Annotated in this window: 26 protein-coding genes and 1 pseudogene; 16 read left to right on the top strand and 11 right to left on the bottom strand. The window is 62.4% G+C overall.

All coding sequences use genetic code 11. The annotated features are described in order from the left end of the window. Nucleotides 1-100: 100 nt before the first annotated feature. The 9 genes from CVS48_RS25260 to CVS48_RS25220 all read left to right on the top strand — a co-directional run bounded on the left by CVS48_RS25260 (nucleotide 101) and on the right by CVS48_RS25220 (nucleotide 10,576). Nucleotides 101-2,581: a TonB-dependent siderophore receptor gene (locus tag CVS48_RS25260; protein ID WP_100856842.1), complete on the top strand. Its 2,481-nt coding sequence runs from the start codon at nucleotides 101-103 to the stop codon at nucleotides 2,579-2,581. A 193-nt stretch (nucleotides 2,582-2,774) separates the two neighbouring features. Then, complete coding sequence (locus CVS48_RS25255) at nucleotides 2,775-3,317, top strand: hypothetical protein (RefSeq protein ID WP_100856841.1); 543 nt, start codon at nucleotides 2,775-2,777, stop codon at nucleotides 3,315-3,317. Between the two features lie 345 nt (nucleotides 3,318-3,662). Further along, nucleotides 3,663-4,424, top strand: coding sequence for an enoyl-CoA hydratase/isomerase family protein (locus tag CVS48_RS25250; protein ID WP_100856840.1), 762 nt, complete (start codon nucleotides 3,663-3,665; stop codon nucleotides 4,422-4,424). Next, nucleotides 4,421-6,040, top strand: a complete 1,620-nt coding sequence (locus CVS48_RS25245; RefSeq protein WP_100856839.1) for an AMP-binding protein — start codon at nucleotides 4,421-4,423, stop codon at nucleotides 6,038-6,040. Before CVS48_RS25250 ends, CVS48_RS25245 begins: the two co-directional genes overlap by 4 nt. Continuing rightward, on the top strand, nucleotides 6,037-6,972 hold the full coding sequence (locus CVS48_RS25240; protein WP_100856838.1) for a hydroxymethylglutaryl-CoA lyase: 936 nt from the start codon (nucleotides 6,037-6,039) through the stop codon (nucleotides 6,970-6,972). The genes CVS48_RS25245 and CVS48_RS25240 overlap by 4 nt, the downstream gene beginning before the upstream one ends. Before the next feature lie 52 nt (nucleotides 6,973-7,024). Next, a complete protein-coding gene (locus CVS48_RS25235; RefSeq protein WP_100856837.1) occupies nucleotides 7,025-7,552 on the top strand; it encodes a MarR family winged helix-turn-helix transcriptional regulator in 528 nt (175 codons plus the stop codon). Between the two features lie 73 nt (nucleotides 7,553-7,625). Then, nucleotides 7,626-8,360 carry an enoyl-CoA hydratase/isomerase family protein gene (locus tag CVS48_RS25230; RefSeq protein WP_100856836.1) on the top strand — a complete coding sequence of 245 codons (735 nt, stop codon included), beginning with the start codon at nucleotides 7,626-7,628 and terminating at the stop codon, nucleotides 8,358-8,360. Then, entirely contained in the window at nucleotides 8,357-9,553 is a 1,197-nt protein-coding gene (locus CVS48_RS25225) for a CaiB/BaiF CoA transferase family protein (RefSeq protein WP_100856835.1), read from the top strand. The genes CVS48_RS25230 and CVS48_RS25225 overlap by 4 nt, the downstream gene beginning before the upstream one ends. A gap of 42 nt (nucleotides 9,554-9,595) precedes the next feature. After that, nucleotides 9,596-10,576 carry a Bug family tripartite tricarboxylate transporter substrate binding protein gene (locus tag CVS48_RS25220; RefSeq protein WP_100856834.1) on the top strand — a complete coding sequence of 327 codons (981 nt, stop codon included), beginning with the start codon at nucleotides 9,596-9,598 and terminating at the stop codon, nucleotides 10,574-10,576. A gap of 159 nt (nucleotides 10,577-10,735) precedes the next feature. On the opposite strand, the gene CVS48_RS25215 is transcribed toward CVS48_RS25220, so the two are convergent. After that, complete coding sequence (locus CVS48_RS25215) at nucleotides 10,736-11,686, bottom strand: NAD(P)H-dependent flavin oxidoreductase (protein ID WP_100856833.1); 951 nt, start codon at nucleotides 11,684-11,686, stop codon at nucleotides 10,736-10,738. A gap of 448 nt (nucleotides 11,687-12,134) precedes the next feature. Here CVS48_RS25215 and CVS48_RS25210 point away from each other — a divergent pair, with 448 nt between their 5' ends. The 4 genes from CVS48_RS25210 to CVS48_RS25190 all read left to right on the top strand — a co-directional run bounded on the left by CVS48_RS25210 (nucleotide 12,135) and on the right by CVS48_RS25190 (nucleotide 14,693). After that, nucleotides 12,135-12,497, top strand: a complete 363-nt coding sequence (locus tag CVS48_RS25210) for a hypothetical protein (protein WP_126376272.1) — start codon at nucleotides 12,135-12,137, stop codon at nucleotides 12,495-12,497. 214 nt (nucleotides 12,498-12,711) lie between these two features. Beyond that, the gene (locus tag CVS48_RS25205; RefSeq protein ID WP_100857856.1) at nucleotides 12,712-13,539 is read left to right on the top strand and encodes a hypothetical protein; all 828 of its coding nucleotides are present in this window, start codon (nucleotides 12,712-12,714) and stop codon (nucleotides 13,537-13,539) included. Nucleotides 13,540-13,928: 389 nt separating this feature from the next. Continuing rightward, nucleotides 13,929-14,267 (top strand): DUF6693 family protein, encoded by a 339-nt coding sequence (locus CVS48_RS25195; RefSeq protein WP_100856830.1) that lies wholly within the window; start codon nucleotides 13,929-13,931, stop codon nucleotides 14,265-14,267. Nucleotides 14,268-14,489: 222 nt separating this feature from the next. Beyond that, the gene (locus tag CVS48_RS25190) at nucleotides 14,490-14,693 is read left to right on the top strand and encodes a cold-shock protein (protein ID WP_172616244.1); all 204 of its coding nucleotides are present in this window, start codon (nucleotides 14,490-14,492) and stop codon (nucleotides 14,691-14,693) included. A 242-nt stretch (nucleotides 14,694-14,935) separates the two neighbouring features. On the opposite strand, the gene CVS48_RS25185 is transcribed toward CVS48_RS25190, so the two are convergent. From CVS48_RS25185 to CVS48_RS25150, 9 genes and pseudogenes are all read right to left on the bottom strand, one after another. After that, the gene (locus CVS48_RS25185; protein WP_167401055.1) at nucleotides 14,936-15,325 is read right to left on the bottom strand and encodes a type II toxin-antitoxin system HicB family antitoxin; all 390 of its coding nucleotides are present in this window, start codon (nucleotides 15,323-15,325) and stop codon (nucleotides 14,936-14,938) included. Between the two features lie 23 nt (nucleotides 15,326-15,348). Then, a pseudogene (locus CVS48_RS29445) lies at nucleotides 15,349-15,532 on the bottom strand (type II toxin-antitoxin system HicA family toxin). Between the two features lie 102 nt (nucleotides 15,533-15,634). Further along, nucleotides 15,635-17,047, bottom strand: coding sequence for a 3-carboxy-cis,cis-muconate cycloisomerase (locus CVS48_RS25180; protein ID WP_100856828.1), 1,413 nt, complete (start codon nucleotides 17,045-17,047; stop codon nucleotides 15,635-15,637). Between the two features lie 21 nt (nucleotides 17,048-17,068). Then, a complete protein-coding gene (gene pcaG, locus CVS48_RS25175; protein ID WP_100856827.1) occupies nucleotides 17,069-17,647 on the bottom strand; it encodes a protocatechuate 3,4-dioxygenase subunit alpha in 579 nt (192 codons plus the stop codon). Between the two features lie 3 nt (nucleotides 17,648-17,650). Then, nucleotides 17,651-18,352 carry a protocatechuate 3,4-dioxygenase subunit beta gene (gene pcaH, locus CVS48_RS25170; protein ID WP_100856826.1) on the bottom strand — a complete coding sequence of 234 codons (702 nt, stop codon included), beginning with the start codon at nucleotides 18,350-18,352 and terminating at the stop codon, nucleotides 17,651-17,653. 63 nt (nucleotides 18,353-18,415) lie between these two features. Next, the gene (locus tag CVS48_RS25165; RefSeq protein WP_100856825.1) at nucleotides 18,416-19,696 is read right to left on the bottom strand and encodes a TRAP transporter large permease; all 1,281 of its coding nucleotides are present in this window, start codon (nucleotides 19,694-19,696) and stop codon (nucleotides 18,416-18,418) included. Continuing rightward, the gene (locus tag CVS48_RS25160) at nucleotides 19,693-20,268 is read right to left on the bottom strand and encodes a TRAP transporter small permease (protein ID WP_100856824.1); all 576 of its coding nucleotides are present in this window, start codon (nucleotides 20,266-20,268) and stop codon (nucleotides 19,693-19,695) included. The genes CVS48_RS25165 and CVS48_RS25160 overlap by 4 nt, the downstream gene beginning before the upstream one ends. Nucleotides 20,269-20,308: 40 nt before the next feature. Continuing rightward, nucleotides 20,309-20,752, bottom strand: coding sequence for a type II 3-dehydroquinate dehydratase (locus CVS48_RS25155; RefSeq protein WP_100856823.1), 444 nt, complete (start codon nucleotides 20,750-20,752; stop codon nucleotides 20,309-20,311). Nucleotides 20,753-20,771: 19 nt separating this feature from the next. Further along, nucleotides 20,772-21,779: a TRAP transporter substrate-binding protein gene (locus CVS48_RS25150; protein WP_100856822.1), complete on the bottom strand. Its 1,008-nt coding sequence runs from the start codon at nucleotides 21,777-21,779 to the stop codon at nucleotides 20,772-20,774. A gap of 131 nt (nucleotides 21,780-21,910) precedes the next feature. On the opposite strand from CVS48_RS25150, the gene CVS48_RS25145 reads away from it, so the two are divergent. Continuing rightward, on the top strand, nucleotides 21,911-22,732 hold the full coding sequence (locus CVS48_RS25145; RefSeq protein WP_100856821.1) for an IclR family transcriptional regulator: 822 nt from the start codon (nucleotides 21,911-21,913) through the stop codon (nucleotides 22,730-22,732). Nucleotides 22,733-22,763: 31 nt separating this feature from the next. Here the strand turns inward: CVS48_RS25145 and CVS48_RS25140 are convergent, their stop codons facing one another. After that, entirely contained in the window at nucleotides 22,764-23,615 is an 852-nt protein-coding gene (locus tag CVS48_RS25140; protein ID WP_100856820.1) for an IclR family transcriptional regulator, read from the bottom strand. A 165-nt stretch (nucleotides 23,616-23,780) separates the two neighbouring features. Between CVS48_RS25140 and CVS48_RS25135 the strand changes: the two genes are divergently transcribed. Together CVS48_RS25135 and CVS48_RS25130 are read left to right on the top strand one after the other, a co-directional pair. Further along, on the top strand, nucleotides 23,781-24,812 hold the full coding sequence (locus CVS48_RS25135) for a TRAP transporter substrate-binding protein (protein ID WP_100856819.1): 1,032 nt from the start codon (nucleotides 23,781-23,783) through the stop codon (nucleotides 24,810-24,812). A gap of 2 nt (nucleotides 24,813-24,814) precedes the next feature. Further along, nucleotides 24,815-25,486 (top strand): hypothetical protein, encoded by a 672-nt coding sequence (locus CVS48_RS25130; protein ID WP_100856818.1) that lies wholly within the window; start codon nucleotides 24,815-24,817, stop codon nucleotides 25,484-25,486. Nucleotides 25,487-25,488: the final 2 nt, after the last annotated feature.

The following is a 25,488-nucleotide window of genomic DNA, read 5'->3' as shown; positions in this document are numbered from 1 at the left end:
ACAGGAAAGGCGGAAATTCAGCGTTCGAGCGAAAGAGATAGAGAACGGCGCCAACACACCGGCGTATCTGTTTTCCATCCCAGTCTAGGAACCCTGAGTCATGGCCTTTCCCCGAGCCGCCCGCCACACCCTTCTTGCGTCGGTATTGCTTGGCGCAATCCTTCCTCATCTGCCGTCTTCTGCCTGGGCGCAGGCGGCAGCCGACGATCAGCGTCGCGCCTATCGCATTGACGCGGGTGGCTTGAACGCCGCCTTGTTGAGATTTGGCGCTCAGGCCGGGGTGTTGATCGCAAGCGATCCCGCCGTCACGTCGGGTTTGCAGAGTCCGGGCGTGGACGGGGTGATGAGCGTCAGGGAAGGGCTGGTGGCGCTGCTGCGCGGCACGGGTCTGGAGGCGCTGCCCGAGCGTGACGGGTATCGCCTGGTTCGCGTGCCGCCGCCCGGTGTGACTCAGCTTGAGCCCGTCACCGTGCTGGGCCGCGTGGGCGTGACCGAAAACACGGGTTCTTTCACCGCCAGTTCGGCCACGGTAGGGGGCAAGACGGCGCAAGCGCTGCGCGAGGTGCCGCAAAGCGTGTCGGTGATCACTCGGCAAGAAATCGAAGACCGGCGTCTGGTCAGCCTGAACGATGTGATGAGCGCCACCCCGGGCATCTCGATGTTCCAGGGGGCGATGCTCAGCAGCAACTACCTGTCGCGCGGATTCGCAATCGGCAATATGCGCGTGGATGGTGGGGCGTCGATGTACCGCTCGTTCGGTGCGGACGATGACATGGCGTTCTATGACCACGTCGAAGTGCTGCGCGGTGCTGACGGCCTGTTTGGCGGCGCCAACGAAGCCGGCGGCACGATCAACCTGGTACGCAAGAAACCCACCCCGGAATTGCAGGTTATCGCGCAGGCCGAGGTAGGCAGTTGGGCCTATAAGCGTACGGATCTGGACGTGAGTGGCCCGCTGACGGAAAACGGCAAATTGCGTGGGCGCGGCGTGCTGGCCTATGAAGACAAGAACTTCTTCTACGATGTGGCGCACAGCCGCCGCACGCTGGGCTACGGGATTCTTGAAGCGGATCTGACCAGCACCACCACGGCCTTTGTCGGGGCCTCTTATCAAAAGCGGGATTCGTCCTATCAGGGCTACGGTTTGCCGCGCTATGCCACCGGCGAAGACCTGAAGCTTCCCCGCAATACCTACCTTAGCGGCGCCGACGATCAGGCGACCCGGACCATCGTCAATCTCTTCGGGCATGTGACGCAGCAGCTTGGAGGCGATTGGAGCGCCAACCTGGACATCAACCATGAAAACTCGCACCAGGACCGCTTCGATCACTATTTCTCCGGCGCGATCGACCCCTTGACGGGCAGCGGGTTGTTCGACACCGCCAGCGACCAGAACGAGCACTTCAAGAACACGTCCATCGACTTATCCGCCAATGGTTCGTTTGGCCTGTGGGGCCGCCGCCACCAGGTGGTGGTGGGCGCCAGTTGGGAACGTTTCCGGCCCAGCACGTATGGTTCCAAACCGGCCAATCGCGGCCAGGCGGTGCCGGACATCTTTGAGTTCGACCCTTACGATTACCCGCGCGACACGGACTTCACGCCGATGTGGAATCAGACCACCGACACGCGGCAGGCCGGCGTGTACGGGTCGCTGAACATGCATCTGGCGGATCCGCTGCATGTCATTGTGGGCGGCCGCCTGAGCCGGTACGACTACACATTCACGAACCAGACCTTGAATGCGGCAAGAGAGGTCACTGCAACCTCGGTGACCCAGTACCAGGACGACAATGTCTTTACGCCCTATCTGGCCGCGACGGTTGATCTGAACGACACCTGGACCACCTACGCCAGCGTGGCCGAAACCTTCAAATCGCAAGCCAACAGCCTGCAAGGCCCGGCGCCCGGTAACCCGCTGGACCCGGTAACCGGCCGCAACTACGAGATCGGCCTGAAGGGCGAGCATCTGGACGGCAAGCTGCACAGCGCGTTCGCCATTTATCAGATCGAGCGCAAAAATGCCGCCGTGCGCGATACGGCCTATCCGTCCAGCAGGGCGGGCAACGGCGCGACGTGCTGCTTCCTGCCCAACGGGAACATCGTCAGCAAGGGCTTTGACGCGGAGCTGAGCGGGGAAGTAGCGCCGGGCGTGCAACTGACAGCCAGCTACAACTACAACCAGAATCGCGACCGCAATGCGTCGGGAGGCAGCTATCAGCCCCTGACGCCCAAGCACATGGCCAAGATCTTTGCGACCTACCAGTTGCCGGGCGAACTGCATCGCTGGAAAGTGGGCGGCGGCGTCAGCATCCAAAGCAGCACCTATGTCAGCGGCAGCGCGTACTTGCGCAATGCCGACGGCAGCCTCAGCAAGCAAAGCACGCCTTACAAGTTCACGCAGCCCGGCTACGCGATCTGGAATGCATTTGCCCAATACCAGATCAGCGACAACTGGTCGGCGCAGGTCAACGTGAACAATCTGTTCGACAAGACCTACTACAGCACGGTCGGGTACCTGGACTACGGCAACTTCTACGGGACGCCGCGCAGCGCGGCATTGACCTTGCGCGGCCGCTTCTAAGCCGTTATCACCCGCCGCATCCAAGGGGAGTCCCCTTGGTGTGGCTTTTCAAAGTCCTGCTTGCCATGGCGCATTGTTCAGCCTGCCCCCTCCCGATACCCACGAAGCGGCAGGGATTACCCTTTTCGGTGGAGTTACTTAGACCGCTTCCGCGACTACCCTATTTGTTCGAAAAAGAACCGAGGGGATCGTCATGAAGAGATGGCTATGCGGTGCGGGCATCATGGGGATGATGCTGACGGGTCCGGTCTCAGCCCAATACATCGCCACCTGGCAGGATCCTGCGGGCGTGTGGAAGGGCCCTGCGGCGAATCAACCGGGTACGGAGCTTTACGCTGCTGAAGGAGCCGCGCAACGCGCTTGCCTGGATCGCGGCAACCCCAAACTTTGGAACCGTGCGGCGAAAGTGACGGAAAAGGCGACGGGAAAGGTGATTGTGGATCTGGACTGCGAGGCGGAGCGCGCCAAGAAAAAGAAGGGCCAGCCTCAGGCAGTCGCATCTTCCAGTGCTACGACCTACGAGGTTTCCAGGAAGGATCCCTTCGGTAGATGGATGCACGGGCACGGTTCCGATCCTGGGGCAAATCTCGCGTTGGCGGAAGGCTACGCCTACGAAGCCTGCAAAGATCGCGGCAACCCTAAAGACCTCCAGTTGGCGTCCAAGGTGACAGAAAAAGGAACGGGAAAGGTGGTGCTGGAACTCGATTGCAACGCCGTGCGCGCGAAGACGAAATGAGCTGATAACCCAGCGAACGTTCCGCCATTCCCAGGCTGGCAATCTATGCGCCTCGCAACCTGGACGAAGCCATCGCCAAGCTGAACGCCCGCCTCAGAAAGACGTTGGGGTTCAAGACTCCAGCGGAGGGCTGGACGACATGTTGCGCTGACCGCCTGAAGCCACGGGCGCATTCGGGGCCAGGCTCTCCAGCCCCAACACCGCAGAAAAAGAACGATACATCCGCTCAATCCGAGGCCGTCACAGCGCTCGAATAAATAGTGGATTAAATCAACTAAAAGGCATATAGTCGATCCACGGCCGCAGCTTCTCGCGGTGACAAGAACCGAACATTCAGGAGCAGGCATGACCCGGACTTATCACACGATTCTGTTTGAGGTGCAGGACCGTGTTGCCACGGTGACGTTGAATCGGCCCGAGAGCCGTAACGCGCTCAGTTCGCAGATGTGCGCGGAGTTGGTGCAGGTCATGGAGGCGATTGCGGCCGACCCCGGCGTGCACGTGGCGCTGATCATGGGCAACGGCCCCGCCTTTTGCGCTGGCGCCGATCTCAAGGAACGCAAAACCATGAACCATCAGGAGCTGACGGCGCGCCGGGTTCAGGGCTTTGCCGCCTATGCCGCCATTGAGCGCCTGCCGCAACCCGTGGTGGCGGTGGTGCATGGTCCGGCCTTTGGGTCTGGTTGCGAAATCGCCGGCGCCTGCGACTTCGTGCTGGCCTCCACCGAGGCCGTGTTCTGCTATCCCGAAGTGGGGTGGGGCACGGTCGGCGCAACGCAGCGTTTGCCGCGTATTGCTGGCGCTCGCATGGCCAAAGAGCTGTTGTTTACCGGCCGCCGCTTCGACGCCGCCGAGGCGCGCGAGATCGGTCTGGTCAACCATGTGTATGCGCCCGATGCGCTGCGCCAGGAGGCGCAAGCCATGGCGGCCGCGATGGCCCGTGCCCAGCCTTTGACCATGCGTCTGACCAAACGCAGCATCGATCAAGGCCTGGCCACCACGCGCGAAGGCGCGATGGCCATTGAACTGTTGGCCATCGAAGAAAACCTGCGTGGCACGGATTGGCAAGGCGCCATCGCCGGCTTTGGCAAGGAGCCCCAGGCATGAAGGCGATGACTCTGGCTGCCGGTTTGGCGCAGACGGTGGCGGCACGTGGCCCTGAAGAGGCCTTTGTCGCCCCGGGGGAACGTTTGAGCTGGAATGAGCTTGCGGCCGGCGCCCGGCTACGCGCGCGGGCGCTGTATGCGGCCGGTGTGCGCCGTGATGACCATGTCGGCATCTTTCTTGGCAATGGCGGCGACTGGTTGCAGTTGTTCTACGCCTGCGCCTTGATCGGCGCGGTGACGGTGCCGGTCAATACCCGGTTCAAGACGGAAGAGCTGGCCTTTTGCCTGCAACAGGCTGACGTCAAGCTGCTGCTGACGGCCGACACCTTTCTGGGCATAGACTTTCTGGATCTGCTGCAACGGGTAGAGCCGGCCCTGACTCAGCGTCTGCCCGGCGCGGCGCTGCCGGTATTGGAAAAAGTAGTGGTGCTGGGTGATCGCAGCCTGCCGGGCACGACCTCGTGGGCAGACTTTATCGAAGGCGCGGATCGTGCCGACGCGGCAGGCTTTGATGCAGCCCTGCAAGCCGTCGCAAGCGATGATGTGCTCCTGATCCAATACACCTCGGGCACGACTTCGTTCCCCAAGGGCGTCATGCTCAGCCACGCCAATATGCTGGGCAATGCCGCAGCCGTGGCGCAGCGCATGGGCGTGCAGCCGGAAGACCGCTATTTCAGTATCCGGCCTTATTTCCACGTGGCGGGCACCACGCTGTCCATTCTGGTCAGTCTGGTGACGGGGTGCTGCCTGCTGACCTTGCCGAATTTCGATGTGGGCCAGACCTTGCGCATGTTGGATGAAGAGCGCTGCACGCTGACCTCGGGCAACGACACGATCTTTTTGATGCTGATGGGCCATCCCGATTTTGACCGCCAGCGGATTCATTTGCGAGGCGGTTGGGCTGCCGCTGGCCCCGAGGTGATGCAGAAGATCCGCGATGTGATGGGCGTGCCCTCGGTGTGCAATGCCTATGGGCAATCCGAAGCCTCGCCCAATATCGTCATGTCGTCCTGGAACGATGAGTTTTCATTGCGCGCCCACGGTTGGGCCTTGCCCCATCCCGGCATGGAAATCCGCCTGGTCGATCCGGCCACCGGCGCGGTGGTCGCACCGGGCGGGCAGGGCGAGATCCAGGCCCGTGGCTGGAGCGTGATGAAGGGCTACTACAAGATGCCCGAGGCCACTGCGCGCGCCTTGAGCGAGGATGGCTGGCTCAGCACGGGCGACCTGGGCGAGATGAATGCCGAGGGCCGTTTGCGCATGGTGGGCCGCCTGAAGGATATGTTCCGGGTCGGTGGAGAGAACGTGGCGCCGGCCGAGGTTGAAGAGGTCTTGCATGGTCATCCGGCCGTGCGCATGGCCCAGGTGGTGGGGGTGCCCGATGCCCGTCTGGGCGAAGTGCCGGCCGCCTTTGTGCTCTTGCGAGAAGACCAGCAGGCCGAGACTGCCGAGTTGATCGCCTGGTGCAAAGGCCGTTGCGCCAATTTCAAGGTGCCGCGCTATATGGAAATCGTCGATACCTTCGAGAACATAGGCATGACGGGTAGCTCCAAGGTGCAGAAGATCAAGTTGCGCGCCCATGCGATCCGCCTGTTTGGCCTGGAGGAAAAAGCATGACGCGCGATGTGGTGCTGTGCGAATGTTTTGCGCGTGACGGCTTGCAGCATGAGCCGGACTTCATTGCGACCGACATCAAGATCGAACTGGTCGACGCGTTTGCGGCGCTGGGTTTTGAGCGGGTGGAGGCCACCTCGTATTCCAATCCCAAGGTGGTGCCGCAGTTTGCCGATGCGAGCGACATGCTGGCGGCGCTACCGCGTCGGGACGGCGTCTGGTACAAGGCAACCTGCGCCAATGCGCGCGCCGTGCAGCGGGCGCTGGCTGATCTGGAGCAAGGCCACGGCGCCAATGAGATCAGCCTGCTGGTCTCGGCCAGCGAGTCGCACTCCGAGCGCAATCTGAAGCGCAGTCGCGCTGATCAATGGGGCAACATCGCCGAGATGGCCAGCCTGGGCCGTGACCATTTCCGCATGATAGGCACGATTTCGGTGGCGTTTGGTTGCCCCTTCGAGGGCGCGGTATCGGCCGATAGCGTGCTGCGCGACGCCGAGCGCTATGCGGCGCTGGGTGTGGACATCGTCACCTTGGGCGACACCACCGGCATGGCCACGCCGCAGGCGGTGCGCGAGCTGTATGGCGCGTTGCAACGTGAATTGCCGCAGCTCACGCTGGTGGCCCATTTTCATGACACCCGCGCAACCGGCCTGGTGAATTATGTGGCCGCCTTGGACGCCGGTGTGCGCTGGTTTGACTGCGCCGTCGGCGGCGTGGGCGGCCATCCGGCCAAGGTCAAGTATGGCGGCGGCCATACCGGCAATGTGGCAACCGAAGACCTGGTCAGTCTGTTTGAATCCATGGGCGTGCGCACCGGTCTGGACCTGGACGGGCTGGCCGCCGTATCGCAGCGCTGCCGCGAGGTGTTGGGGCGCGATCTGCACAGCCGCGTGGCTGACAGCGGCTTCCATCCGCTGATCAGGGCCGGCGCCTGAGCGGCGTTTGTATATCATGCCCTCGTCACCGCAACCGCTCCAAGAGAATTCCATGGCAACCAGAAGCAAGCTTTCCCCCCGCCGCGCCCCGCCCGCCACGCTCAAGGAGCTGTTCTCCTACCGCTTGAACCGGCTGGCCTATGTGTCCAGCCGCATTGCCGCGGGTCTGAACGAAAGCCGCTACGGCGTGGGCCCGCGTGAGTGGCGGATCCTGGCCTTGCTGGGTGCGGCGCCCGATATGTCTTTGAACGCGCTGGCACGTGAAGCCAATATCGACAAAAGCCAGGCCAGCCGTACGGTGTCCGACCTGATCGAGCGCGGCTTGATCAAGCGCAGCGCCGACGCCCAGGATGCGCGCGGCGTCAGCCTGGACCTGACGCGCGCTGGAAAAAAACTCTACCAAGAGATATTTCCGGCCGCCGTTGAGCGTAACGAGGAGATGTTGGCCGTGCTGAGCGAAGACGAGCGCGAGGTGCTGGAACGCGCCTTGGACAAGATGACATCGCACATGCTGGATATGCTTAATGACTTGAAGGCCGAAGTGCCGACACGCCGCGGCCGCGGCGTGCAGCCGCGCTAAGGCGACAGCCTGTCGGTGACAGGCTTTCTTTTGCTCATACAGTTGATTAAATCAATTAAATAGAGGTCAAGACATGGTTGAATTGATGATTGAAAATCAGGGCGCGGTGCGCGTGCTGCGGCTGAACCGCCCGGAAAAGCACAATGCCTTGAACACCGCCTTGACGACCGGCTTGCTGGCCAGTCTGCGCGAGGCTGATCAAGACCCGTCGGTGCGCGCCGTGGTGCTGACCGGCAATGGCAAGTCGTTCTGCGCTGGCGCGGATACGACAGAATTTTCGGCGCTGACGCCTGAACATCCCGAGGCCGTGCTGGCACGCGCCAGCCTGACTACCGACCTGCATCTGGTTTTCTCGCGCATGAGCAAGCCTGTGATCGGCGCGGTGCATGGCAATGCGCTGGGCGGCGGCGCCGGCCTGGCGCTGGCGTGTGACATGGTGGTCATGGCCGAGGATGCGCGCTTTGGCTATCCAGAATTGCGTCACGGCATCGTGGCCGCAGTGGTGATGGCCAATTTGGTCAGGCAATTGGGCCGCAAGCAGGCGTTCGAGCTGGTCGCCATGGCCGAGGCCATCGACGGCCATCGCGCGCTGGCCTTGGGCTTGGCGAATCGGGCCGTGCCGGCCGCCGACGTCTTGCCGCAAGCGCTGGAGCTGGCCGAGCGTGTCGCCGGCTGGGATCCGGCCGCCATGGGTCTCACCAAGCGCGCCTTCCATCGCTGCGCGGATCTTGCGCTGGAAGAGGCGCTGGGCGTGGGACGCGATGCGAACGTCATCATGCGCGGCTTTCGACAAGGGGCGGCGCGATGAAGCCGCTTGATGGCGTCACCATCCTGGACCTTTCGCGGGTGCTGGCCTGCCCCTTCGCATCGATGATATTGGCCGAACTGGGCGCCACGGTGATCAAGGTCGAGCAACCCGAAGGCGGCGACGAGACGCGCGGATTTGAACCGAAGGTGCATGGCGAGGGCGGCGATGAGTCGGCCTATTACCTTGCCTTCAATCGCAGCAAGCAATCCATCACGGTCAATTTCCGCAAGCCCGAGGGTCAGGACTTGATACGCCGGCTGGCGCAGGACGTCGATGTGGTGGTCGAGAATTTTCCGGTGGGCACTCTGGCGCGCTATGGCCTGGACAAAGCGCACATCGCGCCCGAGAACAACGAGCTGATTTACTTCTCGTGCACCGGCTTTGGCATGACCGGGCCGTATGCGGCGCGTAAGGGCTATGACACCGTTTTCCAGGCCATGGGCGGCATCATGAGTTTGACCGGCGAGCGCGGTCGCGGACCGGTGAAGCCCGGGTTGCCGGTGGCTGACCTGACCTCGGGCCTGTGGGCGGCGATAGGCATTTTGTCGGCCCTGGTCGGCCGTGAGCGTAGCGGGCGCGGCTGCCATGTCGATTTCTCCATGCTGGACGGTCAGGTCGGCCTGCTGTCGCTGGCCGCCGCGCGCTATTTCGCCTTGGGTGAAGTACCGCCGCGCATGGGCACGGAACATCCCGGGCGCGTGCCGTCGGCCGCGTTTGAATGCCGCGATGGCAAATGGGTGCAGATCACCGGCAGCGATCAACACTGGAAACCGCTGTGCGACCTGCTCGACCTCCCTCAATGGAGCGCCGATGAGGAGCTGGCCCGCAACGCGGTGCGCGTGGCCCGGCGTGAGGAAGTCATGGCCGGATTGCAGGGCGCGGTGGCCAAGCTGGACCGCGATGAGCTTTGCCGCCGTTGCGATGCGGCCGGTGTGCCGGCCGGGCCGATTCTTGATGTTGGCGAAATTCTCAATAACGAGCACGTGCTCGCGCGTGGCATGGTCGCAAGCTATGAGCATCCTCGCATCGGCCGCTTTGGCGCGGTGCCGGTGCCCTTCAAGTTCGAGGGTTATGAAGATCCTCAGGTCGAACGGCCTCCTTTGCTGGGCGAGCATACCGACGAGGTGTTGCGCGCCAGGCTGGGGCTGTCGCACGAGGAAATCACGGCGCTAAGGCAGCTTGGCGCCATCTAGCAATACAACAAAAAGCATCCCGATGAGGATCAGGAGACAAAGATGAATACCTTGAAGCGATTGCTGTGCGGCTTGGCCGTCAGCGCGTTGTGCAGCGGTGCAAGCCTGGCGGCGGACAGCTATCCCAGTCAGCCGATCACGCTGGTCAATCCTTATGCGGCGGGCGGCCCCGCCGATGTGCTGGGGCGGGCGCTGGCGCGCGAGCTGGAAAAGCAGCTGGGCAAGACGGTTATCGTGGAAAACAAGGCTGGGGGTGGGGCTGCCATAGGCGCCAACTTCGTGGCGCGGGCAAAGCCGGATGGCTATACCTTGTTGCTGGGCACGTCGGCCGCGCATGTGGTGACGCCCCTGATGCAGCAGACGGCGTACGACGGCATCAAGGACTTTGCCTTCGTAGGCATCGTGGCCAACCAGCCCAATATGCTGGTGGTGCGTTCATCCATGCCGGTGTCGACCTTGCCGGAGCTGATCGCCCTGGCGCGCAAGGAACCGGGCAAGATCAACTACGCTTCGGCGGGCCCGGGCAGTTCGCCGCACCTGGGAGGCGAGCTGTTCCGCCAGCAGGCCAAGGTCGACATCATGCATATTCCGTATAGCGGCGCCGCTCCCGCCATCAATGATCTGGTGGGCGGGCAGGTCGACATGGCGGTGTTGAATCTGGCTGCCAGCGTGCAGTTCATTCGTAGCGGAAAACTCAAGGCGCTGGCCTATGCCAACCCCAAGCGGTCGGCCTTGTTTCCCGATGTGCCTACCTTGGCGGAAGCGGGGGTAAGCGGGGCGGAATCGGCGTCGTGGTACAGCTTGGCCGCGCCCAAAGGTACGCCGCCCCAGGTGCTGGAGACATTGAACAAAGCCGTGCAGGCCGTGAACCAGTCGGCGGAATATCGCAAGCTGATGGACGCGCAGGGTGTCGAGCTCTGGACCATGACGCCGCAAGAAGCGACCCAGTTCGTGGAGAAGGATCAGGTCGCCATGCGCAAGCTGGTCGAAGCCGCGGGCTTGTTGAAGAAGCAGGGTGGTTGAAGAAGTAGGCTTGGCGAAGAAGTCGGGTGGTTCACGACTTCAGACGTGAAATGAACGGGCTCCCGATGGTTGGATAAAGCCAATCTTCGGGAGTCGGCGTGGCGCATGACGTCGCTGCTTGCCCAGTTCAACTGCGCTGGACCTTGCCACGGTCGGGGCTCAGCCCAACGCGGAAAGACGCCGGATTGCCACCAAGGTTTCGTCGACCAGACGTTGCATTAATTCGCCGGCCGGCACCAGGTCGTCAATCAATCCCGCGCTTTGCCCGGCTTCGACCTTGCCCTGCTCGACATTGCCTTCCAACGCCGCTTGCTTCAAGGTGCTTTGCGCGAACAGCGCGTTCAGCTGTTCATCGCTGCCGCTGCGTTCGGCGCTCAGGTACTGCTGAGCAAAGGCGTTACGCAGCATGCGCACCGGCGAGCGCCCGCGGCCAACCAGGGTGGTGTCGCTGATGTTTGCGCCCATCACGGCCGCTTTATAGGCCGCGTGCACGCCCGCTTCTGGGGTCAGCAAAAAGCGCGTTCCCAGTTGCGCGCCGGCCGCACCCAGGCAAAGTGCGGCTGCAATTCCGGCGCCATCCGCGATGCCGCCAGCGGCAACCACCGGAAGGTCCACGCGCTGCACCGTCGCTCGCAGCAGCACTTGGGTGGTGATCTCTTCAGGGCCGGGGTGCCCGCCAGCCTCCAACCCGACCGCGATCACGCCATCAACACCGGCGGCCTGGGCTTTCTCGGCATGGACCGGGCTGGCAATGACCTGTAGCCATTTCATCCCGGCATCGTGCACGCGGCCCAGGTGCTCTCGCGGCCCGCCTTGCGAGGCGATGATGATGGGTGCGCCTTCCGCGATCGCGATGTCCAAATGTTCGCGCGCGCGCTTGTTGTAGAGCGGGATGTTCACCGCGTAGGGGGCATCGGTCAGGCTGCGAAGCTTGCGCAGTGCAGCTTGCAGCGCCTCCGGGTACATCGGTCCGGAGGCCACCACGCCCAGGCCGCCAGCGGCCGAAACAGCCGCCGCCAGTTCCGCGTTGGAGGATGCCCAGCTCATGCCGGCTTGAATGATGGGATAGCGGATACCCAGAAGGCGGGTCAGCGGGGTCTGCAAAGTCATGATGGCATCTCGGTCGGAAAGCAACCATTCTCGTGCAATTGGTTGATTTAATCAACTAAATTGCTTGCGTTGCTATGGCGGCGCACTCGTGCTCGATACGTCGTGTTAGCGAAACGGGCGTGCCGAAACTCGCACCCGTTAGATGGGCTGGGAGACGCGAGAGGGTACTTGCCGTCCGTCTATCCAAAATGTCTGGCCAGACCGCTTCCGATGACTGTGAAGCGGCAGGGATTACCATTTTCGGTGGAGTTACTTAGACCGCTTCAGCGACTACTCTATTTGTTTGAAATAGAAGCGGGGGAATCGTCATGAAGGGATGGCTATCCGGGTCCGGCATCATGGGGATCCCGCTGACTGGTCCGGTTGCGGCCCAATACATCGCCACCAGGCAGGATCCGTTGGTTAGATGGACGCATGGGCACGGTGCCCGGCCTAGACGGGCGGTCCTATGAGTACTTATTGCCGAATCGGCGGCCTCCTTGTGGCCGCGGCGATCTCGCTGCCAGTCTCTGGCGCTCCCCCACATGTGCCTGTGTTTGACGAGCACGGGCTGGAGAAGGATCCCATCTGCAGCTACACCTTAACGGTGGCGCTGGAAATGATGCATAAGCAATTCTCACGCGGCGAACGGGCGCAGTCCGCTGACTGGAAGATGGAGATATACGTCAATCCGCAGCGGCCGTCATGGACGGTGGTCGGGACACGTTTGACTCCGGATTGGGACGAAGACGAGATGTGTCACCTCGCCAACGGCGTGGGAGACTACACCACGCAAAAGTGGTATCAAGCCTTCTTTAAGCGGCCAAGATAGGGCGGTATACGCTCCCACGCCGCATATACGCCAGCCGCTTCATCTTGGGCAGCAATCCTCTGGTTCGCCTGCCAGCACAGGCTGCCCGCCACTCCAGTCTTTGAGCACATCCCACGCACGTGAGCCGGTTCTTTTACAATCCGGCCCGGTACTCGGCGGGCATTTCGCCCGCGCCTTATGGCGGACCTCTCTCAACAATAGGATGTGGCAGTACATGGCAACGCAGCACTCTCAGCCCTCGACAGGCGAACTGATCAAGACGTTTCGGCATGGCAGGTTCTTTGTCTATTTCCTGGTGATACTGGGCATCGCGTGCCTTGCACTGGCCGGTTTTGTCGTCTACCTGAGCACCATCGTGCCGCAGAAGAATCCCCCGCTTTTCTTTGGCACCGCCGGTTTCCTGGCCTTCTGCGGTCTTGGCGCCCTTGCGGCCAGCGTGTGGCAGAAGAAGTTGCGTCAGCCTAGCTATGAGATCTATGAAAAGGGCGTGACCCGTATCGTCGGCGCGCAGAAGACGTACACGCCTTTTGCCGAGATCGAAGATCTGTACCTGTTCAGTTCCGGGCAGACCGCGATGAGCGGCCTGGCCACCAACCTGGCCTATCGCCGCAACGCGCAAGAATCCTTCAACTGGATCAGCATGCACCTGTCGGGCTTCATGGATTTTCAGCAGTTGTTCCGCGAGCTCTACCTGCGCGAGCGCCAGCCTGTCGTCCTGGAGACCCTGGCGTCGGGCGGGGCGGTGACCTTCAACTACATCAGCACGGGGCAGGTCTGGCGCAAGCGCATGAGCGGCAAGTTCCTGAGCATCACCACCCAGCCCATCGTCGTCACCCGCGACGCGCTGGAAGTGCAAGGGCAGAAGGTGCCGGTATCCAGCCTGCGCAACGTCGACCTGAACGCCTGGACCGAGAAGGTCGTCATCAAGGACGCGGCGGGCAATACCGTGCTGTCGACCATCGGCTTGGGCATTCTTGGCCTTGACCTGTTCCTCAATACCTTGAGTTTGATGCTTGAGCAGAATCAGAACGTTGCGGCGTAACGGTTCGCTTAAGCAGGGAGCATGGGCGGATCGTTACAAAAGTAGGGGCATGGTTGCAAGGTCACGAAATACACTTTCGCCGACCTTAACCCTCTGGATCTCAAGATGAAGATGTTCTGTGCCCTGGCCGTCGTTGCATGCCTGCTTGGTGGATGCGCTGTCTATACGCCCGACGGCGCCGTGATCGTGGACCCGCATGGCGGTGGTGGTGGCGGTGGCGGATTCTGCCCGCCTGGACAGGCCAAGAAGGGAAATTGCTGAGCGGCGGTTAACGAAAGGCCGAAAGTTGCCCAGGCATGCAGCACGATGTCGGTTGGTGCGTTTTGATACATTTATAAAAAAATGGTAAAACGTCCGGCGTTAACTTACATCAAAGGCCTGGGCACACCATGAAGCAATTGAAGTTGAAATCGGATCTCACCGTCGGCGATATCATCGGCCACGGGATTATCTGGATCCTCTTGAGCATCGTCACGCTCGGCCTGGCGCTGTTTGTCTTCCCGTACTACATGCAGCGGTTCATCATCAGCCGGACGTCGGTGCTTGACGATTCCGGCCGCCGCGTGGGGCGGCTGGAATGCACGATTGATTTGGCCAGCATCATCGGCAATATCGTCATTTGGGCGATCATCTCGATCGTCACGCTTGGCATCGGCTACCTCATCTTCCTGTACAAGATCAATGCTCATTGCATGAACCACACCAAAGTGGTGGACGTCACTATCTGACGATCAACCCGTGCGAATCAGCCCGCCTCTGTAGGCGGGCTTTTTTTATGACAGAGGGACTTGGCGCGGACAGCCCTATAGGCGCCGCTTCGGCCGCAGCAGGGCAGAAAGCTCACTCGCGTAATTGTGTCATTTCGAAACAGGGATATCTTTGTTCCTGGTAATCACCCATAGTGGCCGCGGGAATATTTTTTCCCTGTACATCTAGGACATACATTGAAGATAGAAACTGGCATCGTGAAGTGGTTCAACAACGACAAGGGCTACGGCTTTATTTCCCCGGAACTGGGCGGTAAAGATCTGTTCGCGCACTACTCTGAAATCCAGGGTGACGGACACAAGTCTCTTGAAGAGAACCAACGCGTGTCGTTTGTCGCCGGCCAAGGACAGAAAGGTCCCCAGGCGACGATGATCAAAGCGATCTAATTCCTGAGCTGCTTGCGCAAGCAGGCAGACGGGATGCAGTGATAGGGCCGAATCCTTTGAAACATGGGATTCGGCTTTTTGCTTTCTGATCGCTACGTCCCGCCCATCGCCGTTTAGATCGTCAGATCCGCACCGTTCACGAACTAGGTACGCATGGGTACTGTCCGTTTGGTAGCTGGAGTTTGACGACAGTGTGGCGGTTCGGAAACGGCAGTCTGCGACGCAATGGCGAGATAGCGCTGCTACGCCGCTTCCATCTCATGTTCCGCTGCCAGGGCGAGGAAGGCAGAGCGCGACAACCGCCGCGCTCTGGCCACTGCGTCAATCCTATGCACAAGGTTTTCGGGCAGGCTGATATTGAGCCGGACCGCCTTGGTGTTGACTTTGGACAGGTCAATATCGACGAGCATCCAGAAGCCGCCCTGAAAAGCCTTCTTTTGCATCCATACATCCGGCGCACTGGGTGAGGGGATGGGCTGGGTTTCACCGAAAAAATGGGCTTCAACCGCTTCCTGCGCTGCGGACGGCAACTCTTGCAGCGTGGCCGCAGCCGCATGGCAGCCAGGAAAATCCGGAAAACAAGCTCCGTAGGCACTGCCCTTTTCCTTGTGTACGTAAATGGGGTAAAGCACTAGGTTCTCCTGACGGCTCGCGCCTATCTCAAGCCGGCTTGCTTGAAAATGCTGTGCGCTGTCGGCCGCTGGAAGATCTTTGCGCGGGTGAGGCACGGTCACCTTGCCGCGCTTGGTTGGATGTTTGAACTGGTGGTGCGATCCGACGCTGTGCACGAGATACCAGCCATCCGCTTTAAGTCGTTTGATGATGTCGGCGCTGTTCATGAGCCCATGTTATGGACTACACAATAATACACAACGCACTTTCCGCGAAAGGGCTCGGATATCAGACCAATTCCCTTGGCCCCTCCCACCGCAGACTCCCCGTCAGCCTCCCCGCATCCCCTTTTGCTCGCGCGCTTTCCACGCCGCCAGCACTTCATCGCACATCGCAGGCGCTTGCCCCAGGTAATTCACCGGATCACTCAAGCGATCCAGTTCTTCCTCACCCAGCAAATCCCGCGTCGCCTCGTGCGATGCCAGCGTGTCCCGCACCGCGACTTTCAGCGAACAGTTTCTGTGGACGGCTTCCTTGGATGCCTGTTCGATCAGTTCGTGCGCCTGCAAGCGGCCGATGCGAGCGCCTAGCGCCAAGGCGTATGCCTCGGCAAGAATCAAGCCGTGGGTGGCGTCGAGATTGCGCGTCATGTTCGCGGGGCTGACTTCCAGGCCGTTCAGCATGCCCACCAGATGGCGCAGCGCGCCGCCTGCCAAGGCGCAGATTTTGGGCAGCACGTCCCATTCGGCCTGCCATCCGCCCAGCGCGCGCTCGTGCTCTTGAACCATCGCGGACAGCATGGTCGACACCAGGGGCGGTACGCGGGTCGCGGCGGCCAGGATGGCGGCGCTGGCGACGGGGTTGCGCTTGTGCGGCATGGTGCTGGAGCCGCCGCGTGCCGGGCCGGCGGGTTCGGCCAGTTCCGCGATTTCGGTTTGCGCCATCAGCGAGATATCGCGGCCGATCTTGCCTAGCGTGCCGGTCAGCACGCCCAGCGTTGCGGCTAAATCGGCGAGCCGGTCGCGATGCGTGTGCCAAGGCATGTCGGGCAAGGCCAAGCCCAGTTCTTCGGCAAAAGCCTGGGCCACGGCGGGTGCCGCCGCGCCCAGGCTGGCCAGCGTGCCGGCAGCGCCGCCGAATTGCAGCAGCGCCATGTGCTCCGCGTCCTGCCGTAAGCGATGCTGCGCCCGTGCCAGGGCTTGCAGCCAGCCCGCCGTCTTGAGACCAAAGGTGGTGGGCAGCGCGTGTTGCATCCACGTCCGGCCGACCAGGATCGTGTTGCGATGCGCCTCTGTCAATGTGGCGCACGCCGCTTGCGCCGCGCTCAGGTCTTGGTCGATCTGGGCAACGGCTTGCCGCAGTTGCAGTACCAGCGCGGTATCCAGGATGTCCTGGCTGGTGGCGCCCCAATGCACATAACGCGCCGCCTCGGGATCGACACGATGCACGGCGGCGGTCAGTTGCTTGACGAACGGAATGGCGATGTTGCCGGCCAGGATCGACGCCGTGGCGATGGCGTCCAGGTCGACGACGGCACCGATGTCGTCGGCATGGCGGAGGTCTTGGCAGACCCCATCGATGCCGCGCGCGGCGCTGGCGGGAATGACGCCGCAGCGTGCCTGGGCGCGGGCCAAGGCCGCTTCAACCGCCAGCATCCGCCTGATCGTCGCCGCGCCCGAGAAGCACGCCATGATGTCGCGATCGCAGTAGATCTGTTCGGTCAGGCTGGAAAGAGTCGTCATGGTGCGTCGATTGAGAACACGTCAGATGTCAAAGAAAACGGTTTCGCCCGCGCCTTGCAGGTTGACGTTCCAGCGCATTATGCCGTTGTCTCCCGCTTGCGCAACCAGCGTGGCTCGCCGCGCGGCGGGAACTTGCCGCAGAATCCAGTCCTGTTCGTTGGCGACGGCTTCGTCCGGAAAGTACATCCGCGTCGACAGATGCTTGAGCAGGCCGCGCATGAACAGCGACACCACCAGGTGCGGGGCCTGGAGGGTGTCGTCGGGGCCGGCGACGCGCCCCGGCTTGATGGTGGTGATGCGAAACGAACCGTCCGGCTCGGTCGGCACGCGGCCAAAGCCGGTGAAGCCGTTGCCCTTTTTGTCTGTGCCGGAATAGCGCGGATCATCCGGATGCTGGTACACGCCTTGCGCGTCGGCTTGCCAGATTTCGATCATGCCGTCAGGCACGGGGTTGCCTTGCCCATCCGTGACACGCCCTTCAATGATGACCGGGGGCGTGTCAAGCGAGGGCAGGCCGGCAGTCAGGTCCGCGCAGTTCAGTCCAGACAGGCCGATATGCAAATAGGGGCCGACGGTTTGCGAAGTGGTGGGGTAGAGCATGCATTACTCCATCGGGGTGGCGTTGCGGCCGCGCAGCACGATATCGAAACGGTAGCCTAGCGCGTATTCAGGCACGGTGGTTTCCCAGTCTAGCGTGGCGACCAGCCGGTTGCGGGCCTTGGCGTCCGGAATGCATTGGAAGATCGGGTCGAATTCCAGCAGCGGATCGCCGGGGAAGTACATCTGCGTGACCAGGCGCGTGGCGTAGGCGCGGCCGAACAAGGAAAAGTGGATATGCTGCGGTCGCCAGCCGTTGTAATGGTTGCCCCACGGGTAGGCGCCCGGCTTGATGGTCTTGAACTGATAACGGCCCTGCGCGTCGGTGACGGTGCGGCCTTCGCCGCTGAAGTTCGGGTCCAGCGGCGCATCGTGCTGATCGCGTTTATGCAGGTAGCGGCCGGCGGCGTTGGCCTGCCAGATTTCAATCAAGGCATCGGGAACCGGCCGACCGTTCTCATCCAGCACGCGGCCCGACACGATGATGCGTTCGCCGATGGCGTCGGCCAGGGCGATGCGTGTCAAGTCGTTGTCGCCCTGGCCAACGAAGTCCGCGCCGAAGGTGGGTCCGGTAACTTCGGACAAGGTCTGCGGAACGACGATCAAGGGCTCATTCGGCGAGCGCAGTTGGGTCGAACCGTAAGGGTCGAAGCGGTACGCGGGCTGGGTGTTCCAGAAGGCGCGCCGGTACTGGGCAAGGTTGGACATTGCAGAAACTCTCCTATTAAGTGCCGCCGGGGCGGGCCCGGCGGCGCAATCCTGTTGGATCCGCTACCCGCCGAACCAGCGCGCGGGAACCATGACCAGGGCGGGGAAGGTGATCATCAGGAACATGACCAGGAACTCCGCGATCATGAACGGCACCACGCCGCGCATGACATCACCCAGCTTCATCTTGCCGACCCCCGCCACCACGTTGAGCACGGCGCCCACGGGTGGCGTCACCAATCCGATCGAGCAGTTGATGATGAACATCACGCCGAAATACACCGGGTCGATCTCGGCCGCGCGCACCACGGGCATCAGCACAGGCGTCAGGATCAAGATGGTGGGCGTCATGTCCATGGCGGTGCCTACCACCATGACCAGCACCATGATGGCCGCCATCAGCAGGATCTTGTTGTCGATGAACGGTTGCAGCATTTCAACGATGCTGGCGGGCAGCTCGGCCACGGTGATCAGCCAGGCGCTCACCATCGCGGCCGCAATCAGGAACATGACGATGGCGCTGGTTTTCGCGGCGCCAACGAATACCGCGTACAACTGGTTCAGCTTCAGTTCGCGGTAGACCAGGGTCGACACCAGCAGGGCATACGTGGCGGCGACCACGGCGGCTTCGGTCGGCGTGAATACCCCCATCCGCAAACCCACCAGGATGATGACGGGCAGCATCAGCGCCCACAGCGCCTTGCGAAACGCCGTACCGATTTCCTGTGCCGATTTGCGCGGCGGCGGGACCAGCTTTTCGCGCCGCACGAGCCACGCCCAGGTCACCCACAAGGCGCCGCCGATCAACAGGCCGGGCACGATGGCCGCCATGAACAGCTTGGCAATCGACACATTGGCCGCCACCCCGAAGATGACCAGGCCGATGCTGGGTGGTATCACCGGGCCGATCACCCCCGTGGCCGCGATCAAGCCGCCCGCCGTGGGCTTCTTGTGGCCGGCGCTGACCATCATGGGCAGCAGCAACGCGGTCAACGCTGCGGCGTCGGCCACGGCCGAACCTGACAAGGCGGACAGCAGGCAACCCGCCATGATGGTGACGTAGCCCAGCCCGCCCTTGACGTGCCCGACCAGCGCCAGCGCCAGATCCACGATGCGCCGCGACAGCCCGCCCACGTTCATGATTTCGCCGGCCAGCATGAAGAACGGCACGGCCAGCAGCGGAAAGCTATCCGCGCCACCAATGACGTTTTGCGCCAGGATCTGCGAATCGAAAATATCCAGGTGCCACATCAGCGCAACGCCGCTGGCCAGCAGCGCAAACGCGATGGGCACGCCCAAGGCCATGACACCCAATAGCGAGCCGATAAAAATGGCGATGGTCATGCGCTTCTCCCGGTGGCGCCATGCTTGGCGTCGTCCAGAATCTGCTTTAGCTGCACGGCCTCTTCGGATTCCTGGACCATGATCAGGTCCTGGTTGCGCAGCTTGCCCGTCAAGACACGGTAGAGATCCACCGCGATGATCAAGCCGGCCAGGGCCGAGAACACCAGGCCCGCCGCATACACGATCGCCATCGGCAAACCGCTGACGGGCGCGCTGACGTCGGCGTTGATCACCGCTTGCTTCCAGCTGCCTTCGAACATCAGCCCCACGATGTAAAGCATGATGATCTGCCCGACCACCAGGCAGATCTTCTTGCCCGCCGTGGGCAGCTTGGCCACGATCATGTCCATGCCCAGGTGGCCGCGTTCCTTCAGGGCGATGACGGCGCCCAGGAAGGTCAGCCAGATGAACATCCAGCGCGAGAGTTCTTCCGACAGCGTGATGCCGGAATTAAAGCCGTAGCGCGCGACCACGTTGCCGAAGACCAGCACCACCATCGCCGCCAGCAGCAGGGCGATGGCCAGTTCCAGCACGCGGCAGACGGCGCCGATGAATCGGTCTATGAAAGCCATGGTCCGGCCCCTGCGCGAATCGGAGTTGGGTCACACCGCGTCATGCCTTGGCGTCCCGAACGATATCGACCAGGCCGCGCAGCGCCGTCAGGTAGGAATGCGGCCCCAACCCTTGCACCGTGCCGCGCACGGCGGGCGAGATGATCGAATGCGCCCGCCACACCTCGCGCGCCGCGATGTTCGACATATGCACTTCCAGCGTGGGAAAGGGCATGGCCTTGATGGCGTCGTGCAGCGGTACGCCGTGTTGGGTCAGGCCGGCCGGGTTCACCAACGCGCCTTGCGCCGCGTCGATGTTCTCGTGCAGGAAGTCAATCAGCGCGCCCTCGTGGTTGGATTGCAGCGTGGCCAGTTCAACGCCCAGTTCACCGGCCAGCACGCTCAGGCGCTGGTTGATTTCCGCCAGGGTGGTGGTGCCATAGATGTGCGGCTCGCGGCGCCCGAACAGGTTGAGGTTCCGGCCGTGCAGAACAAGAATCTTCATGATGGATAAGCCGGTGCGTTTACTTGCGGATGCGGGCGAGTTCGTCGTTGTAGAGCTTGACGATGGCGGGGTCATAGCTGCCGGTGAAGTGCGCCACAACCGGTTTCACGACCTGCTGCATGCGGACCTTTTGCGCTGGCTCGATCGTGTTGTATTGGATGCCCTTGGCCTGCAATTCCGCCACGGCCTTTTGCGCGGCTTCGCGGCTGACCTTGCGCTGATAGCTGCGCGCCTCGTTGGCGGCCTCTTGCATGAGGCGCTGCTCGGTGGGCGACAGCTTGTCCCAGAACTTCTTGCTGACCAGCACGATATTCGCGGCGTAGACGTGGTTGGTCGCGCTGACGAACTTCTGCACTTCGTAGAACTTGTTCGACAGGATCACCGAGTACGGATTTTCCTGGCCGTCCACCGCCCGGGCTTCCAGCGCGCCGTACAGTTCGGCAAACGGCATGGGCACCGGGTTGGCGTTGAAGGCTTTGAACGTGTCCAGGAACACCGGGTTGGGAATGACGCGGATCTTCAGCCCCGCCAAGTCTTCCGGCTTGGTAATGGCGTGCTTGGAGTTGGTGACGTTGCGAAAGCCCAAGTCCCAGAAGCCCAGCGCAACCAGGCCTTTCTCGGGCAGTTTGGCGATCAGGGCACTGCCCAAGGGGCCGTCCAGCAGCGCGTCGGCCTGGCCGAAGTCGGTGACCGAGAAGGGCAGGTCAACCAAGCCGAATTCCTTGACGATGCCCGCCAGCGACGTCGACGCGGGGGCCGCCATTTCCTGCACGCCGCCTTGCAGGCCGGACTGCTGCTGCATTTCATTGCCAAGCTGCGAGGCCGGGAATTCCTTGACCTTCATCTTGCCGCCGCTTTTGGCGGCAAGCAGTTCTGCAAACTTCTGCACGCCGGCGCTGACGGGGTGGTCGGTATTGTTCAGGTGGCCGAAGCGGATCGTTCGTTCCTGGATGTCTTGCGCGGTAGCCGTCATGGTGGCCGTGCACAGGACAGCCATCAGGCCCAAACGGAATAGGGGGTTCTTCATCGTTGTCTCCTTCCTGGTTTTATTGGAATGTTCTCGATGTCTTGCAGGACTCGGTAGTGGAATGTAATTCCGAGTGGAATAGTTTTCCACCTAGGGTTATCATCCATCACCCCATTACTTGTTGAGATGACATGGCCGGAGTCCTCGAACGCGCGCTTGCCGTCATGGAGTACCTATCCTCCAGACCCGAAGGCGTGCCGCTAGCCTCGCTGGCGCAGCAACTTGAGATCCCCCAAAGCGCGGCCCATCGCCTGCTGACCGACCTTTGCCGCTGCGGCTACGTCCGGCAGATTCGCGATCATGGCGACTACGCGCTGACCGCGCGTGTGGCCTCGATCGGCCTGAGCTATCTGGCCGCGACGGGCATTGTTGATATCGCCCAGCCGCTGGTTGACCGCTTGGCGGATATCTCAGGCGAACTGGTGCGCCTGGCTATCGTTGATAACGAACGGCTGACCTGGGTTGCCAAAGCGCAAGGCGCGCGCCATGGCTTGCGCTATGACCCGGAAATGGGATCGGACGCCAGGCTGTCGTGCAGCGCGTCGGGGCATGCCTGGATGCTGACGATGTCGGATGAACGGGCGCTGGATCTGGTGTCGCGGCAAGGTTTCGGGTCGCCGGAGGAATACGGCCCGAATGCGCCCACCACGATTGCCGCCCTGACCAAGATGTTGCACGCGGCGCGCAAGCGCGGCTACGCGATGATCAATGAAGTGTTCGCGCCCGGCATGACCGCCATGGCGGCGCCCGTGCAGCGCAAGGGCGAAGACGCCATCGGCGTGCTGAGTATTGCCGGCCCCGCCATGCGCCTGACCGAAGCGCGCATGGTGGAACTGGGCCCCGACCTGTTGGCCGCCACCGAGGAACTGGCGTTGGCCAGCCTGGCTTCACCGATGTTTCGCAAGCGCTTTCCCATGCAGGGCCGCAACGCCGGCGACGACGCGGGGAAGTGAGTCACCGGTAAAGCAGTCTTGGGGAAACGAGTCACCGCGCGCGGCCGGCGTCCTTGTCATCGCTGCCGTTGTCACCCACCGGGCCATTGCCCCACGTGCCCACGCGGGCCGAGCGAAGCAACGGCGACGCCTCTCCGGCCTGCGCCAGCTCGCTGGCGGCGCGCAACAAGGCAGGCCCGAATTTCTCCATCGCCTTCAGCGTCAGCCGCTGCGACGGGCCGGCCACAATCAGGATGCCGGTGCTGGCATGCCCCGGGCGGCGCACGGGCGCGGCCATCGCGCTCATCCCTGCCGCATAAACGTCTTGAAGCATGCTGTACCCGCGCCGACGATGCCCGTCCAGGCTGGCCAGCAAGGCACGTATCGACGTCGGCGCATTCGGCCCGAAGTCGCGCGGCTTGCCCAGCCCTTGCTCGGTGACATACGCAATGGCCTGGTCTTCCGGCAGCGTCATCAGCCACGCATGGCCTGCGGCGCTGCAAGACAGGCGCAGGTCGATGCCCATGTCGGGATCGTAGAGCAGCCCGGATTTCGCGCCCTGGGCCTTGGCCACCAAGGTGAGCCGCTTGCCGTCCACGATCGCCAGCCGCACCAGTTCTCCGGTGGCCAAGGCCAAGCGGTCAATGACCGGCTGCGCGATATCGACCACGCCCGAGCGGCCCAGAAAGCTAAGCCCCATCGAGGCCAGCTTGGTCGTCAGGGCATATTCCCCCCGCACCGGCGTCTGCCGCACATAGCCGTACTTGATCAATTCATGCAGGGTGCGATGGCAGCCGCTGCGCAACTGATTCAGGTCGTCGGCAACAGTGGCCAAGGCCACGCCGTCGGGGTGATCCGCCAGGTATTCAAGCAACGCCAGTGTCTTTTCGATTGCCCCGCTCATCGCTTGCTCCCAGAGGTTCGCCGCGCCACAAATTCAAAATTTGAATTCGGCCAATTTTTGAACGGCATTCAAAATTATGCCCTATGCTCGCAGCCGAATACCCCGCAGCCGAATGTCCCGCAACTGAATACCCGTTACCCACATCAACAAATAAAGGGGTTTGTGATGGAGACCAGGAAACCGTTGTTCCGCTTTGCCGTAACCGCCGCCGCGTCGCTGCTGGCGTGCCTGTCGATGAGCGCCACCGTGGCCGCGCAGGAGATCAAGGCGCGCACCTTGAAATTCGCATTCAGCCTGGCGCAGGACCATCCGCTAGGCCAGGGCGCGCAGAAATTCGCGGATCTGGTCGCCGAGAAAAGCGGCGGCAAGATGAAGGTGTCGATCTACGCGAACGCCGTGCTGGGCGGAGACCCGCAGAACCTGTCGGCCGTGCGGGGCGGCACGCTGGACTTCACCTCGATGGCGACGGGCCTGCTGGCTGGCATCGACAAGCGCTTCATGGTGTTCGACCTGCCGTTCCTGTTCAACGATGCCAGCGAAGCCTATGCGGTGTCGGATGGCCCCGTGGCCCAGCGCCTGTTGGGCGGGCTGGCGGACCACGGCTTGATCGGGCTGGGCATCTGGGATCTTGGCTTTCGCAACATGACCAACAGCAAGCGCCCGATCGCCACGGTGCAAGACTTTCAAGGCCTGAAGATCCGGGTGATCGCGGCGCCGGTGTATATCGACATGTTCAAGACCCTGGGCGCCAATCCGGTTCCCATGACCTTTGGCGAGGTCTATGGCGCGCTGGAATCCAAGGCGATCGATGGGCAGGACAACCCCGTCGGCGTCATTCAATCCGCCAAGTTCGCCGAGGTGCAAAAGTACCTGTCGCTGACGCGCCATATCTATACCGGCATGCCCTTCCTGATGAGCAAGAAGACGTGGGACGGCATGTCGCAGGCGGAACGCCAGATCATCCTGGACGCCGCCGCCGAGGCCAAGGCGCAGGAACGTAAGATCTCGCAGGCCAAGGAAGCCGTGGCCATCGACGACTTGAAGAAGCGGATGCAGGTTAATGGCTTGACCCCGGAACAGGTCAGCCAACTGCGCGCAGCGGTCAAGCCCGTGGTGGAAAAATTCGCGGGTGAGATAGGCCCCGATGTGATGCAGCAAGTGACCACGGAATTGGCCACCCTGCGGGCCAAGCGCTGATCATGGCGCTTCTGGGAAAAGCCGCCATCGCGATGTGGTGGGACATGGCGCCGGCCTGGCGTTCGGAATTCGAGGACTGGCACTCGCACGAGCACTTCCCGGAGCGCATGCGCGTGCCCGGGTTCCTGCGCGGGTCGCGTTGGGTCAGCGCGCATGGCGGGGAAGGGTTCTTCGTCATGTACGAGCTGGACGCCTACGAGACGCTGAGTTCTCCCGCCTACCTGGACAGGCTCAATCGCCCCACGCCCTGGTCCACCAAGCTGATGCCGCAGCACCGCAACATGATCCGCAGCCAATGCAAGGTGCTGGATAGCACCGGGGGCGGCCTGGCGCGGTATGCGCTGACCATACGCTTGTCGCCGCGCCCAGGCAGGCAAGACGAGTTAAGGGAGTACCTGACGGCGCATGCGGCCTTGGCCTGCTCGCGCCCCGGGTTGTCCGGCGCCCACCTGCTCATGACGCAGACGCCGCCCCTTTCCGCGACCACCGAGCAAGCGATACGAGGCGGGATGGACAGGGTCGCGGATTGGATCTATGTGGTCCACGGCTACGAAATCCACCCCGTGACGCTCTGCGAGGGCGAAGTGCTCAACGCCGAGGAACTGCGCGGCGTGGGGGACATGGCTGCCGCGTGGTCGGCTATCTATTGTTTGTCCCACACCTTGGAGTCATAGGG

It is taken from the genome of Achromobacter spanius (assembly GCF_002812705.1).
GTDB classification, from domain to species: domain Bacteria; phylum Pseudomonadota; class Gammaproteobacteria; order Burkholderiales; family Burkholderiaceae_B; genus Achromobacter; species Achromobacter spanius.
The sequence above is the reverse complement of the archived record's forward strand: the minus strand, read 5'-3'. Positions and strand labels throughout refer to the sequence as shown.